This window comes from Ottowia sp. (assembly GCF_016703145.1).
Lineage (GTDB): Bacteria > Pseudomonadota > Gammaproteobacteria > Burkholderiales > Burkholderiaceae_C > Ottowia.
On sequence record NZ_JADJCO010000003.1, the window covers coordinates 1,651,059 to 1,664,947 of the forward strand.

8 protein-coding genes are annotated in these 13,889 nt (G+C 64.3%); 6 read left to right on the top strand and 2 right to left on the bottom strand.

The features are described 5' to 3' along the window. The first annotated feature begins 36 nt into the window (after window positions 1-36). The 6 genes from acpS (at window position 37) to IPG65_RS11750 (ending at window position 13,025) form a co-directional block, all read left to right on the top strand. Window positions 37-450, top strand: coding sequence for a holo-ACP synthase (acpS, locus tag IPG65_RS11725; RefSeq protein WP_293189614.1), 414 nt, complete (start codon window positions 37-39; stop codon window positions 448-450). A gap of 125 nt (window positions 451-575) precedes the next feature. Continuing rightward, complete coding sequence (locus IPG65_RS11730; protein ID WP_293189616.1) at window positions 576-2,306, top strand: AAA family ATPase; 1,731 nt, start codon at window positions 576-578, stop codon at window positions 2,304-2,306. After that, the gene (locus IPG65_RS11735; protein WP_293189618.1) at window positions 2,293-3,711 is read left to right on the top strand and encodes a UvrD-helicase domain-containing protein; all 1,419 of its coding nucleotides are present in this window, start codon (window positions 2,293-2,295) and stop codon (window positions 3,709-3,711) included. Before IPG65_RS11730 ends, IPG65_RS11735 begins: the two co-directional genes overlap by 14 nt. 165 nt (window positions 3,712-3,876) lie before the next feature. Further along, window positions 3,877-5,742 carry a hypothetical protein gene (locus tag IPG65_RS11740; RefSeq protein WP_293189620.1) on the top strand — a complete coding sequence of 622 codons (1,866 nt, stop codon included), beginning with the start codon at window positions 3,877-3,879 and terminating at the stop codon, window positions 5,740-5,742. Further along, window positions 5,637-7,406: a hypothetical protein gene (locus IPG65_RS11745; protein WP_293189622.1), complete on the top strand. Its 1,770-nt coding sequence runs from the start codon at window positions 5,637-5,639 to the stop codon at window positions 7,404-7,406. Before IPG65_RS11740 ends, IPG65_RS11745 begins: the two co-directional genes overlap by 106 nt. Window positions 7,407-7,559: 153 nt before the next feature. Beyond that, complete coding sequence (locus tag IPG65_RS11750; RefSeq protein WP_293189624.1) at window positions 7,560-13,025, top strand: hypothetical protein; 5,466 nt, start codon at window positions 7,560-7,562, stop codon at window positions 13,023-13,025. Window positions 13,026-13,137: 112 nt separating this feature from the next. On the opposite strand, the gene IPG65_RS11755 is transcribed toward IPG65_RS11750, so the two are convergent. Continuing rightward, on the bottom strand, window positions 13,138-13,461 hold the full coding sequence (locus tag IPG65_RS11755) for a helix-turn-helix domain-containing protein (RefSeq protein WP_293189626.1): 324 nt from the start codon (window positions 13,459-13,461) through the stop codon (window positions 13,138-13,140). Beyond that, window positions 13,433-13,744: a type II toxin-antitoxin system RelE/ParE family toxin gene (locus IPG65_RS11760; RefSeq protein ID WP_293189628.1), complete on the bottom strand. Its 312-nt coding sequence runs from the start codon at window positions 13,742-13,744 to the stop codon at window positions 13,433-13,435. Before IPG65_RS11760 ends, IPG65_RS11755 begins: the two co-directional genes overlap by 29 nt. Window positions 13,745-13,889 lie beyond the last annotated feature (145 nt).

Sequence of the window (13,889 nt, forward strand, 5' to 3'; positions counted from 1 at the left end):
GGCTGTTCGATTGACGTAGCGATAGGAGGCCATGCTATGACCGACGAGACGCGGCTTTTGAATTTTCGGAACGTAGTGGCCCATGGTGTGGATGTTGTCGACACCGCGGATTTTGCCCGCCTCGTAAACAAACAGGCGAGCGACTTCTTGGATCGTTACTTCACGACTGCAGAGTTGGCCACCGCGGAAGAGGGCGGCGACAGAACAGAAAGGCTTGCGTCGCGCTTTGCCGTCAAGGAGGCCGTACTGAAAGCACTCGGAACGGGGTGGGGTGATGGCATCGCTTTTACGGATGTCGAGGTTGTCTCTCAGCGAAACGGTGCGCCGGCCGTCGTGCTGCACCGCCGATTGGTGACAATTGCGAGTGAACGGGGGATTGCCCATTGGTTGGTGAGCGCCAGTCACACGAGCACGATTGCGATAGCGAGTGTCATCGCTTTGACAGCGTAGGTTCCGCCGGTCGTGGGCAGCACGGTCGCTTTCAGGCTGCGGAAATAGTCGAAAAATGCGCAGAGTGCTTCTGCACCAAAACCTTCTAAAGCGGAAAAGACCGCACACCATCACTGGGGCACCCAATGGCAAGAATAAGAAAGATCGAGATCGCCAACTTCCGTGGCATCAAGCAATTGGTGTGGTGCCCATCGCCTGGCATCAATTGTCTGATCGGCACGGGCGACAGCGGAAAATCCACGGTGCTCGATGCGATCGACCTGTGCTTGGGCGCTAGGCGCAATGTCCAGATTTCCGACGCTGACTTTTTCGGCCTGGACATCACCGCTCCAATCAGCATCACGTTGACACTGGGCGCGCTGGATGACAGCATGAGTACACTGGAAAGCTTCGGTGCGTTTCTGCGCGGCTATCACGCCGCCACGGGCGTCGTCGAAGACGAGCCGTCCGCCGGTGCAGAAGTGGTTCTCTGCCTGAATCTGACCGTCGCCAGCGACCTGGAGCCATCCTGGACTCTCATCTCCGACCGCGCCGCCCAGCAAGGGCTGGTGAAGACACTCGCATGGAAGGACCGTCTGGCCTTGGCGCCGACGCGGATCGGCGCGCTCGCTGACTACAACTTGGCCTGGCAACGGGGCTCGGTCCTAAACCGTATCTCGGAGGAACGCGCTGATGCTTCGGCGGCACTCGTGAAGGCTGCACGGGATGCGCGCGGCACCTTTGGCGACCAGGCCGAGCAGCAATTGGGAGAAGCGCTGGGGATCGTCGTCGCGACCGCCCAGGAACTCGGCGTCCACATTGGCGCGAAGGCGAGGGCACTGCTCGACTCGCATTCCGTGTCGTTCGGCGGCGGGACCATCTCTCTGCACAACGAAGGCGGCATCCCGCTTCGCAGTCTCGGCGTCGGGTCCACGCGCCTGTTGGTCGCTGGTCTGCAGCGCAAGGCAGCCAGCCAAACGTCGATCGTCCTTTCGGACGAACTGGAGTACGGTCTTGAGCCGCACCGCATCTCTCGGTTTCTCGGCTCGCTCGGCGCGAAGGAAGCGGCCCCGCTGCAAGCGTTCCTCACCACGCATTCGCCAGTGGCGCTCAGGGAGTTGTCGGGCGGCCAGCTTTTCGTGCTGCGCCGCAGTCTTCACGGCCACGAGGCCCGGATGGTGGGCACCGATAACGACACCCAGAGCACCATTCGCCTCTATCCCGAGGCTTTTCTGGCTGGCTCCGTGATCGTGTGCGAAGGGGCCAGCGAGATCGGACTCCTGCGTGGCCTGGATTTGCACCGGGTCGAACACGGCGGCGTGTCCCTGGCAGCACAGGGCATTGCCATGGTCGATTGTGGCGGTGGCGAGCCCGACCGGCCCTATGCCCGCGCGGCCGCCTTTCAGTCGTTAGGCTACAGGGTGATGGTGGTGCGGGATGACGACAAGAAGCCTACGCCTGCCATCGAACAGGCATTCCTACAGGCCGGTGGCGCGGTCGTCGCCTATCGCGCAGGCCGCGCATTGGAGGACGAACTGTTTGGCAGCCTTACGCCGGTGGCCTGCCAGCACTTGATCAAATATGCCCACGACCTGCATGGCGACCTGATTCACGAACACCTGCGCACGGTCTCTAACAACACGCTGACCGTTCAGTCCGTCTGGGACGAAATCCAGAACACGCAAGCGCTGTCCGTGCCTAGCCGAGCCTTGCTCGGGCAGGCGGCGCGCATCCGCAAGGCCGGTTGGTTCAAGTCCATCTCTTGGATGGAGGACGTCGCAAGAACCATCGTGGCGCCGGACTTGCCGCTATGCGATCCAGGCTTCAAGGCACTGGTGGACCAGGTATCTGCGTGGGCGGCCCATGGGCCCCGCTGAAATCGACCTGCGCGCGATCGCCCGCGGCACGGTTACGGCACCGGCCGGGTGCGGCAAGACGCAGTTGATCGCCCACGCCCTGGCCGCTCACGGAGGTCGCAAACCCATCCTCGTGCTCACGCACACGAACGCTGGCGTGGCGGCACTTCGTGGCCGGCTGGACCGTGTCGGTGTGCCACACAGTGCTTATCGATTGAGCACCATCGACGGCTGGGCCATTCGGTTGATTGCGAGTTTTCCGGGGCGCAGCGGTCATGACCCGGACATCCTGCGGCTTGCCACGCCTGCGCGGGACTACCCGGCGATCCGCGAATTCGCGTGGAAGCTGTTGCAGGCCGGGCACGTCGGCGAGGTACTGAAAGCGTCCTATGCGCATCTCATTGTTGACGAGTACCAGGACTGTTCGGTGCCTCAGCACTATCTTGTCTACTTTCTCTCGCTGATCCTGCCGACCTGCGTGCTTGGCGATCCGATGCAAGGCATCTTCGGCTTCGGTGGCAACGCCTTGGCCAACTGGGAGCAGCAAGTGTGCGCGCATTTTCCGGTTGTGGCGGAACTGGCCACGCCGTGGCGGTGGCGGAATGCCGGTGCGGAAGCACTCGGACAGTGGCTGCTGGAGGCTCGCCGCCTGTTGGTGGCTGGTCAGTCGGTGGATCTGCGCACCGGACCACCAGCACATGTGACGTGGGTTCAGACCGTCCCTCCCAACGACCATCCGCAGCGACTGGCTGCGGCGCGGACACTGCCGCCCACCGCCGACGGTCGTGTGCTGATCATCGCCGACAGCCGCAACCGTTCGAGCCAGCAGAACTTTGCAAGCCAGACGCCAGGGGCCTCGACCGTTGAGGCGGTCGATTTGCAAGACCTCATCGCCTTCGGCAATAGTTTTGATGTTGCGTCTGCGGGGGCCTTGGGGCAATTGCTGGTGCTGGCGCAAAGCGTCATGACCAACGTGGGGGTCGCAGAGCTGACACGGCGTCTGGAGTCGTTGGCCCGAGGAACCGCAAGGAATCCGCCGTCCGCAGCGGAGAGCAGTGCCTTGGCGTTCCAGCGCGCCCCATCCATCGCCGCAGCCGCAGCACTGCTGTCGGAGCTGCGCGAAATGCCGAATGTGCGCGTGCATCGGCCCGCCATTCTTTACGGCGTGCTCAAGGCGCTGCGTGGAGCTTCGGCAGGAAACGTCCCGCTTGCGGAGGCTGCCAGACGCGTACGGGAAGAGAACCGATTGTTGGGCCGCCCGTTGCCCAAGCGTGCAGTCGGCAGCACGCTGTTGCTCAAAGGGCTGGAGGCGGAAGTGGCGGTCGTTCTGAATACGGAGGGCATGAGCGCACAGCACTTATACGTGGCCATGACCCGCGGATCGATGAAGCTGGTTGTGTGTAGCGCCCGCCCTATATTGGGCTAAGTTGGAGGTGAAATGAGAGTAGAAGTCCGAAAGTCTGAGCGGTGTCAAAGAGACGCCTGCTGGAAAGCTCATGAAGACGATCGTTGCCTGTGCGAATGGCTCGAAGATAAAGTTTTTGACGCTAGGTACCCATCGCGGATGCGCAGCGATTGAGTCGGAGGACGCGTGCTCCAAATTGCCACTGGAAAGCTGTTCACCAGACCCGCAGGCAGGGAAAACCTCTTGCGCGGCATGCTCTATACGAATGCCATCCTCGCTAGGGAAGAGGTTGTCGAAACAGCCGCAGGGCGATTGTTTCCGTCATCAAGCTATTCGATACGTCCGACGGTCTTGGTCTATGAGCTCACTGAGCGCATGGAAGAAGAAGAGCAGGGGCCGGGAGTGCTCGTCTCCTCCGGCGTCGAACCCTATCTTCAAGACTATTCGGTGGCAGTGTCATTTGCGTTGAATTGCGTTTGTACGCCCGACGTTGATCTGGCCCGGAGGCTGACGACCGGGCAGCGTGGATTGGCTACAAGGGTCGCCCCTCAAACGCTTGTCCACAGATTCTTCGATGGCGAGATCTGGTGCAAGCCAGATGAACTGACGTTTCTGGCAGAGTTTTTTGGGAAGCTCATCGGACTGCCACGACACACCTTTTTAGGTGTCATGCGCGCGCTTCGGACGTACGTCAATGGGATGCATCGCATTGCTGATGATCTGGAACTGGCCTACACCTTGCTCGTTGCTTCTGTAGAGTCACTGGCCCAGGACTTTGATGGTCATGAAAGCGACTGGGATTCGTTTGATGAGCGAAAGCGCAAGGCGGTCGATGAGGCGCTTTCTGGGGCAGACGAAACGATTGGCCAACGTGTCAGGGAAGCCCTACTCAGAGTTGAACATGTCGCGTTGGCGCGGCGCTTCCGAGAGTTCGCAGTTGCCAATATAACGCCCGCGTACTTTCGTCGGGCTTCCAGTGCTGCTAGTGGCCTTCTGCTGGGTAGATCGGACCTTGTGGAGGCGCTCGGTACGGCCTATCAATCGCGATCCAAGTACGTACACCAGCTCCGGCGGCTACCGGATGCCGTGACCCTGGGACATGGTCACGGCGAGATCGCAATCGAAGGCCGAACCACGCATCTGACCCTGCAGGGGCTGTCGCGCTTGATGCGTAGCGTCATCATTGAGTTTGTCATGCGCCAGCCTTCCGTAGAGCGTGAGCCGTATAACTATCACATGGAACGAAGCGGCGTTGTTCAAGTGCGCATGGCCCCTCAGTTCTGGGTCGGTCGTACCGAAGGCGACATCACGAAAGCCGGACGTGACAAGCTGGAGGGTTTTCTGCAGCAACTTGCATCCTGTCTTCTGAAGGAGCCCGATGCTGCCGTGACTGATTTGAGACCCGTGCTGGGTGCTGCGTGTGAGTTTGTCCCGCGCCTGGAGAAACGCCTCAGATTGCCTTATTTGGCTTTGCATGCATTGTTCAATATGCATGTGGCAAGACAGGATTTAGCCGAGATGCCGTCGGCAATTGAGGCGTTGATTCAAGAGGAGCTGGGAGAGCCTTCCTCGGAAGCGCTACTTGCTCACGCGCTCTCTGGAAAAACCGTACCTTGGTCGTTGGAAGTCCATCGAGCGGCACTGAACAACTACTTGCGTCGGCGTGCCGCTGCAAATGGTCTGAGGTTCCCGCGGCTGTTTGAGGCTGCGCTTGCCCTGGAGTTCGCTGAGCGACTTCGGGGCGATGGCGACATGCAGGGATGTCGCGAAGTTGTTGCGTTAGCCGTGGAGAACCACCCCCGGACATCCTGGGCTACTGGAGGCCGAGACGAATTTGCTGCCCGCTGCCCCGATCCGTTGGCGCGACATCATGCTGCCTGCCACAGAAATGGCACAAGCACAAAGCGCCTAGCACCTGACCATCTTGAAAACTTACAAGAAGAATCATGCCCTTTGACTATCTCGCAGCATTTCCCATCCCGGCTCATGCCTTGCCACCAAGGCTGCGCGGCCTGCTGGAACCTGTCGGTTTGTCGCCCAGCCAAGTTGTAGAGGTGGCCGCGATGCAGGAATCCGATCCGTATGGAGTGCAAGCCGAGCATCTGCATTTGCTGATGGCAGTGGTTCCCGGAGTGGATGATGGCCTCATCGAAGTTCTTTCTGAGGCGGGCGATGGTGTGGTCGAGTACTCCGTTCCTACCGGCGATGTGCGTGGTTGCTCGACCGATTTTGCTCCGTCGATATCGGGTTATGACTACATCGTTGCGGCGTGGGGTGACAGCTCGTTCTACACCTTCAATCTAGCCGAGAAGGTCTGGATGACCCTTGGATTGACGCCCCGTTGTGTCGGCAACGATCAGCAACGCCTTGTCTACGATGACTTGGGGCTTCCGGAGTTCGGTGTGGCTGAGGGCGAGGTGTCGAGTGACTACCACTGGAACTTGAAGAGATCGGTCAGCTGGCGCATGTCGAATGAGTACCTCCGCCGCTACCTTTGGCTGCGTGGCGCGCGGGGTGTGCGAGTTTTCTACTACTCAGCCCAGTTGCAAGATGTCCCGGAGGTCCGCGCGATCATGGGAGGGGCGACTCATGTGAGCCGCAAGCCTGCCGAAGGGGTAGCCTGGTATGAGTTGGATATCCGAGAGCACGAAGGCGGGCTTCTGGTCCAGCTTTGGGCTTCCGTCGAGGCGGTGATGCCGGAACTATGCCCAGAGCAGACTGCTGAGGGGGTTCTGTGGCCTGGTGACGCTCAGGCAATGACTCACGCGCGTGCGAATGCCCTAGTGGGGGTGGATCCGGTCTATCTCCATGATCGATTTCTCCAGAAGTACGAGCAGAGCACTTTCTACGACACGACTCCGACTCATATTGGAGGACAGTGGTACTGCAGTCCGTCATATAGAGGGCAGTGGAGTTTCACCGAATGCCGTCGGATGGGACGAAATTTAATCCAAGTGCCAATGCGTGAGTTGTACAAGCCGAAGCCGGATCGCGAGGTCGTTCACGCCCGATCATTCGCAGTCGATCCGGCCGACTTTGCCCATGCAGACCTGAATGAAGAGCATGTGGTTGCCAAGGTGCAGCGGTTGCTCGATGTGCTTCTACGATTGGGTGACGGTCTTTCCGCACTCGGCGCAACTGTGGGGCTGAACAAGTCGGTAGTAGAACTGACTGGCTTTGATCGTGCGGAGGTTGTGGCCAATGGTTGGATGGCCTATCCGACGCTCAGTCGGTTAGCCCAGGTCGCACCATTAGACATGTCACAACAGATGTTCTTGGCTCGCTGCAAAAGTCTGCACGAGGTGTGGCAGCGCGTTCCAAATGGCTACCTCAAGTCATTGTTGGAGGGCGCCGGATGTCCGAGAGTTGCTGTCAGGGATCTCGGAAGCCTCAAGCTGCTGCAGGCGCTTCTAAATGTCATCGAAAGGCTGAATGCTCACGAGGAGGCGAGCGATGCCTTTGCCTCAGGGACAGAGCCGGAAGGTTGGCGCGACCGTAGTGAAGCCATGGCGCCCCTGTTCCTCAACAACGACCTTCGAATCGCCGACGCACACGAAACCGTGGAGCAATGCCTCGCGACCCTGCAGCGCCTTGGTTTCGACACGGCAAATGTCAACGCAGGCTACGGTCGGGCGCTCGATTTCGTCATAGATGGTGTCATCGATGCCCTGGAGACAGTGGCCACAGCAATCGGGAAGCTGTTGAGGCTGCCGTAGGCGACCAATCAACTGACAAAGGACACTGCTTTTTGTGTATCCTATGTTCTGATTGACGATGGTGTCGCAAGAGTTGCTTCCCCGCAAATCGCTTCATCTCCCGCGCCAGCAAAAGATCTGCGCTTCTGACGGTAAAAGCGACGGTAAAGACCCATGTCGATCACAGCCAAGTCCTTTAACCATGCGGGTTTGGACGGCTTGTTGATGATGGGGTGGGGGATGTACTTCGCCAGCGCGCGCGAGGTGGCCGATGGGTATCGCATCTCGCTGTCGTCGCAGGCCGGCCACGCGCCCTCGATTCGTGGCCGGAGCGTGATCAGCTACTACGACGCGGCAGAGCGCGAGGGCTCGCGCGGCGGCCCGCTGGGCTACGACAAGGCGGCCTTGCTGGAGCGGCTGATGCTGCACGATTCCCCGCAACAGGTCATCGCGCACGGACGCGATCCCGACAGCGGCATCTCGCCGGAGGCGGTGGCGTGGTTCGAGCGCGAGGTGGCCCCGCACTTCAAGTCGGGCGGCCAGCTCTACCAGGCCGAGATTCCCGAGGATTCCGACCTGCTGGACTGGGACAAGCCGCTGAGCGAGCAGCCCGAGAAGTTGCGCGAGGCCCTGGCGCAGGCTCGCGAGTTCGCCGAGGCGGCCGAGCAGCTTGGGGGGATCAGCATCCGCCGTGTCGATGATGGTGTTCTGGCCGGCGCGGGGTTGTATGGGGCCATCGAAAGGGCCGCGGGCTCCCCGAAAGCCGCCAGCGAGTACCTGAACAGCATCGGCATCCCCGGCCTGCGCTACCTGGACGGCAACAGCCGCGCCAGCGGCGAGGGCAGCGCCAACTACGTCATCTGGGACGAGGCGCTGCTGACGCCCGAGGCGGCGCGGATCGAGGCCGTGTACAACCAGGGGCCGCGTGCCGCCTTCAACCCCGAGCGCCTGGCCATCACGCTGCTGGGCGGCGCGGATTTGAGTTCGTTTCTCCATGAGAGCGGCCATTTCTTCTTCGAGAACGACATTGCCCTGGCCAGCGAGATCGTGGCCGCGCAGCGGCAGGGCGCCAGCATCACCCCGGGCGAGCAGCAGATGCTGGCCGACGTGGGCCAGCTGCTGACCTGGCACGGCCTGAAGGGCGACGTGGCCGCGCAGCTCACCGAATGGCACAACATGCCGTTCGAGGAAAAGCGCGCCCTGCACGAACGCACCGCCGAATCGTTCGAGGCGTACCTGTTCGAGGGCAAGGCGCCCAGCATCGAGCTGGCGCCGTACTTCCAGCGCTTCCGCTCCTGGCTGCTGCGCGTGTACACCAGCCTGAAGGACTTCCTGGCCGGCCACCCCGAGGCGGGCACGCTCACGCCCGAGGTGCGCGCGGTGTTCGACCGCATGCTGGCGACCAACGATGCCATCGTGCAGGCCGAGCAGGGCCGCAGCATGCTGGCGCTGTTCGAGTCGGCCGAGCAGGGCGGCATGACGCCCGAAGGCTGGGCGGCCTACCAGGCGCAGGGCGGGCAGGCCACGCAGGACGCGGTGCAGGACCTGCAGGCGCGCGGCCTGCGCGACCTGCAATGGCTGCGCGGCGCGCGCTCGCGCGTGCTGAAGAGGCTGCAGCGCGAAGCCAAGGCGGCGCGTGACGCGGCGGCGGTGGACGTGCGCCGGGAGGTGATGGCCGAGCCGGTGTACCGGGCCTGGCGCTTCCTGACGGGCCGGCTGCAGGACGAGGACCGCATCGGCGATCCGCCCGCGCCACCGAAGCCGAGCAGCGGCCTGAACCGCGAGGTCGATTCCTTGCTGACGGCCATCGCCAAGCTGGGCGGCATCGCGCGCGAGTCGGCCGCGCAGCACCTGGGCGTGCACAAGGACGAGTTCACGCGCCAGTCGGGCGTGTTCGGCAAGCCCATCTTCCGCAAGGAGGGTGGGCTGTCGGCCGACGCCATGGCCGAGCTGCTGGTGTCCGAGGGCTACCTGACGGCCGACGAGAACGGCGGCGCCGACCTGCGCGAGCTGGAGGAGCTGGTGGCCGGCGAGCTGGGCGGCGTGCCGCACTACTCGGCCTTCCGCGACCCGTCGCTGGCCTTCGAGGAGCTGCGCGCGGGCGATCAGGTGCAAGACCCGTCGCAGTTGGGCGCGGGGCGGCTGGACGTGGCGAGCCTCAAGGAGATGTACGGCGCGGCATCGCCCTACACGGCGCGCCGGCAGGCCAGCACCTTCCAGGAAGCCAAGGACCGCGCGGCGGCCTTCGCGGGCGAGGACAAGCCGGCGCTGAAGAACCAGGCCACGGGCATGGAGGCGAAGGTGTCGCGCTCCAATGTCGCCAAGATGCTCAGCGGCAAGGCGGTGGGCAAGTCGGTTTCGCCCGCGGTGCAGGCGCTGGCCGTGGCGAACGTGGACAAGCTGTTCGAGATGGCCCGCCTGGGCGAGACCCACCCGGATCGGGCGGGCGACCCCCACATCGTGGCGATCCACCGATTCTTTGCGCCGCTGGTGACGCAGGATGGGCAGGTCTACCAGGTCAAGCTGACCGTGAAGGAGTTGGCGGGCGAGGCCAACAAGGTCTACACCGTGGAGGCGCTGGAAATAGAAAGCGCCACCCCGAGCATGGATCCGGCAGAGCCGGGGGGAGTGGGGGATCGGGTTGCCCCGACCGTCCCGCCTGGGGGTGGCGCCAGCCCGAGTATCGCCCGGTGGATGGCGCAGGTCAAGGAGGCGGTGGGCGCCACCACGTCCTGGCAACGCCTGTCCAGCCACGGCATGACCGCCACCAAGGGCGCGTTGCACCCGGACGTGGCGGCCGACCTGCTGGGCGGTTTCGACTCGGGCGACGCGCTGGTGCAGGCGCTGCTGTCGGCCACGCCGCTGGACGAGGAGATCGAGGCGCGCATCGACCAGCGCATGCTGGAGCAGCACGGCGAGCTGGCCACGCCCGAGGCGCTGGCGGCGGCGGCGGACGCGGCCATCCACAACGAGGCGCGCGGGCGCATGGTGGCCACCGAGCTGGCCGCGCTGACCAAGGCCACCGGCGCGCCCCGGGTGCTGGCCGACGCGGCGCGGCAGTTCGCGGCGGCCACCATCGCCCGGCTGAAGGTGCGCAACCTCGCGCCCTCGCTCTACAGCAACGCGCAGGCCAAGGCGGCGCGCAATGCGGCAGCGGCGATGAAGAAGGGCGACGTGCAGACGGCGGCGGCCGAGAAGCGCAACGAGCTGCTGCAGAACTACCTTTCCAAGGCGGCGCACGACGCGCGGGAAGAAGTGGAGCGCGGGCGCAAGTACCTGGCCAAGTTCGACGGCGACGCGCGGGGCCTGGACGCGGAGTATCTGGAGCAGATCGGCACGCTGCTGGAGCGCTTCGACCTTCGCAAGGGCACCAGCCTGAAGGCGGCGGACAAGCGCAAGACCCTGGCCGCGTGGTTGGAGTCGCAGCGCGAGGCCGGCGTGGAGCCGGACGTGCCGGCCGAGCTGCAGAACGAGGCGTTCACCAAGTCCTACAAGGACATGACGGTGGAGGAGTTCCGGGGCCTGCTGGACACCGTGAAGCAGATCGAGCACCTGGGCCGGCTGAAGCACAAGCTGCTGGTGGCGGCCGAGCAACGCGACTTCGACGCCGTGCTGGGCGAGCTGGTGGCCGGCATCGAGCAGCACGCCGGCGACGCCACGCCCGAGCAGCGCACGCCGGCCACGGATGCCGGCGCGCGCAAGCTCAAGGCGCACCAGTTCTTCCTGTCGCACCTGAAGGTGGCCAACATCAGCCAGGTGATGGACGGCGGCGAAACGGGCGGGCCGATGTGGAGCTTCTTCGCCCGCTCGGCGCAGGAGCGCGCGAACTGGAAGGCCACGCGCCAGGCCGAGCTGACCGAGAAGCTGATGGAGATCATGACGCCCGTGCTGGCGCGCGCGGGCAAGTTCCGCGCGGCACGCCTGCGCCCGGCAGTGGGCATCAGCCTGACGCAGGAGCAGGTGTTCGCCCTCGCGCTGAACATGGGCAACGAGGGCAACATCGCGCGCCTGCTGACCGGTGGCATCGCGGGCCGGAACTTCAGTCAGCAGCAACTGGTGCGGCTCATCGACACCGAGATGACGGCCGAGGATTTGAACGCCGTGCAGGCCATCTGGGACTTGATGGCCGAGCTGACGCCCGAGGCGCAGGCCAAGCACAAGCGCCTGTACGGCCGCGAAATGGAGCTGGTGGCGCACACGCCCCTGGTGACGAGGCACGGCACGCTGCGCGGCGGGTACTACCCCATCGTGTACGATCCCAGGGGGTCCACGGCCATTGGCGAGAAAGAGGATGCGGCGGTCGCCAAGGACGCGCTGCGCGCCGCGCACACGGCCGCCACCACGCGCCGCGGCTACACCAAGGCGCGGCTGGATGAGACGCCGTACCCGCTGCTGCTGACCCTGGGCGGCGTGCACCGGGGCCTGTCCCAGGTGGTGCACGACCTGGCCTGGCACGAATGGAGCATGGACGTGGGCAAGATGCTGCGCCACAAGGACTTCCAGGACGCCGTGCGCGAGAGCCACGGCCCGGACTACCTGAGCGCGCTGCGCCGGTGGCACGAGGACATCGTGACCGAGAACGTGAAAGAGCAAGCTGGATGGGAGCGCTTCGGCGTGCAGTTGCGCGCCAGCGTGTCTTCGGCCGCCATGGGCTACAGCCTGCTGACGGCCATCCAGCAGCCTCTCGGCCTGACGAACAGCATGGCGCGGCTGGGCAGCGGCCCGGTGTTCAAGGCGTTGGCGGCGTTCATGGGCTCCCCGAGGGCGCGGATGGCCCAGGCGCGCGAGCTGAGCGCGTTCATGCGCAACCGCGCGAACACGCGCTTTCGCGAGGTGGCGGACCTCAAGCGCCAGATCGACCTGACCGGCAGCCGTCTGCGCCAGGTGCACGGCGCGGTGGCCGAGCACGCCTTTGACCTGCTGGGCTGGGTGCAGACCTGCGTGGACGTGCCCACCTGGCATGCCGCGTTCGAGAAGGCCACGGCCGAGGGCAAGGACCAGGCCACCGCCGTGGCCATCGCCGACCAGGCCGTGATCGACACGCAGGGCGACGGCGCCATCCAGAACCTGAGCGGCGTGCAGCGCGACCGCTTCGGCAAGTGGCTGACCGTGTTCTACGGCTACCTGTCCAGCGCCCTGAACATGGTGTGGCAGACCGCGCGCAGCGAGCGCGGCCTGTCCCGCAAGACCGCCGACATCCTGATGCTGACCCTGGTCCCGGCCACGCTGACGGCGCTGATCAAATGGGGCGTGAAGCCCGGCGACGATGACGACGATGAGAAATACTGGGGGTTGGTGCGGCAGATCATGAAGGAGAACATCAGCTTGCCGCTGTCCATGTTCGTGGGCATCCGCGAGCTGTCGGACCAGGCGGCCGCGCTGGCGGTGGGTGACCGGGTCTTCGACTACCAGGGGCCGGGCAGCTTCCGCATGGTGGCCGAGACGGCCAGGCTGTTGGGCCAGGTGCAGCAGGGCGAGGCGGACGCGGGCCTGGGCCGGGCGGTCATCAACGTGACGGGCAGCGTCACGGGCTTGCCCTCGGCGCAGGTGAACCGCACGATCCAGGGCGTGCAGGCCCTGTCCGAGGGCGAAACGCGGAACCCGGCCGCCATCGCCTTCGGGTTCCAGAAGGCGCGCTGACCGGACTTGCTGCCGCCGGGCTGCCTGGGGCGCATGCGGGCGCGCACGGATTGGGGACGGTGACGCCGCAGTCAGGCGGCAAGGGCCTGCACCGTCCACGCGGCAACGACGTTTATGCAGCAGGAACCAGCCCCGCCTTGACCAGTGCATCAGGCGCGCGTTCGGCGATTTGAAGCAGCGCCTTGGCGGCACCCGTCGGCTGTCGCCGCCCCTGCTCCCATTGCTGGAGCGTGCGAACGGACACACCCATGGCGGCGGCAAAGCCAGATTGAGAAAGCCCGGATTTCTGGCGCGCGGCCACTACGGGCGAGTACACAGCGCGAGTGCGCCCCGCCTTCACGTCCCGGATGCCGGCCAGGATTTCAGCGCCGATGTCGCGCCCGGCCTCTTTGGCCGCAAGTTGCGCATCAGTCAGGGGTTCGCGATTCGATGGCATGGCGAATTTCCTTCAGTATGTGGCCGGGGATGTTGTCGAGGGCACTTTTGGCGTAGAGGGTCAACAGAACGATTTCGCCGCGCTCGTTGCGCACGAAATAAATGATGCGCACGCCGCCGCTCTTGCCAGAGCCCTTGCGCGCCCATCGCACTTTGCGCACACCGCCCGAGCCGCGCACGACGTCGCCAGCTTGTGGGTGCTGGGCAATGTAGGCAGCGAACTCGCCGCGCTCGCCTTCTGTCCAGTAGTCCGGCCAGAGGCTCTGGAATGCGGTTGTTTCCACGACGGTGAGTATTCATCTATCATACGCCATTGGCGCATAATTGCGCCGCCGTTCTGGCCGCGCTGACCCGGTGCGCGTGACGCCGCCCACGCGGCCCACCATGCCGGCATGAGACTCTCCTCCGGCGCACTCGCCAACATCTCTC